Genomic DNA, 615 nt, shown 5'->3' with positions numbered 1-615 from the left:
TCCCGCCGGAGCCCGGCACCGCCGCCGGCAAGGCCCTCGACGTGCTGGCCACGATCCCGGTCAAGGGCCGGGCGCCTAAAACGGGTTACTCGCGCGAACAGTTCGGCCAGGCCTGGGCCGACGTCGACCGCAACGGCTGCGACACCCGCAACGACGTGCTCCGCCGGGATTTGACCGCCCTCGCCCTTAAGCCCGGCACCGGGGACTGCGTTGTTCTGTCCGGCATCCTGAACGACCCCTACACGGCGACGCTGATCAACTTCCTCCGCGGCAACAGCACCAGCTCCGCCGTGCAGATCGACCATGTGGTGGCGCTCAGCGATGCATGGCAGAAAGGCGCCCAGCAGCTCACCGTGGCCCAACGGCTCGCCCTCGCCAACGATCCGCTGAACCTGCTCGCGGTGGACGGCCCCAGCAACCAGCAAAAGAGCGACGGCGACGCCGCCACCTGGCTGCCGCCGAACAAGTCGTACCGCTGCGACTACGTCGCCCGCCAGATCTCGGTCAAGTCCAGTTACGGGCTGTGGGTCACCCAGGCCGAGCACGATGCGATGGCGCGGATCCTGGGCGGTTGCCCGGACACAACAACCCCCGGCAGCCAGGGCACACCGGCCT

At 68.9% G+C, this 615-nt stretch carries 1 protein-coding gene; it reads left to right on the top strand.

Translation table 11 applies throughout. The annotated features are described in order from the left end of the window. Window positions 1-615 (top strand): HNH endonuclease family protein (locus K789_RS0110115; protein ID WP_024366653.1); only part of this gene is annotated, 615 nt, incomplete at both ends.

Source organism: Arthrobacter sp. TB 26 (genome assembly GCF_000427315.1).
Taxonomy (GTDB): domain Bacteria; phylum Actinomycetota; class Actinomycetes; order Actinomycetales; family Micrococcaceae; genus Arthrobacter.
The sequence above is the reverse complement of the archived record's forward strand: the minus strand, read 5'-3'. Positions and strand labels throughout refer to the sequence as shown.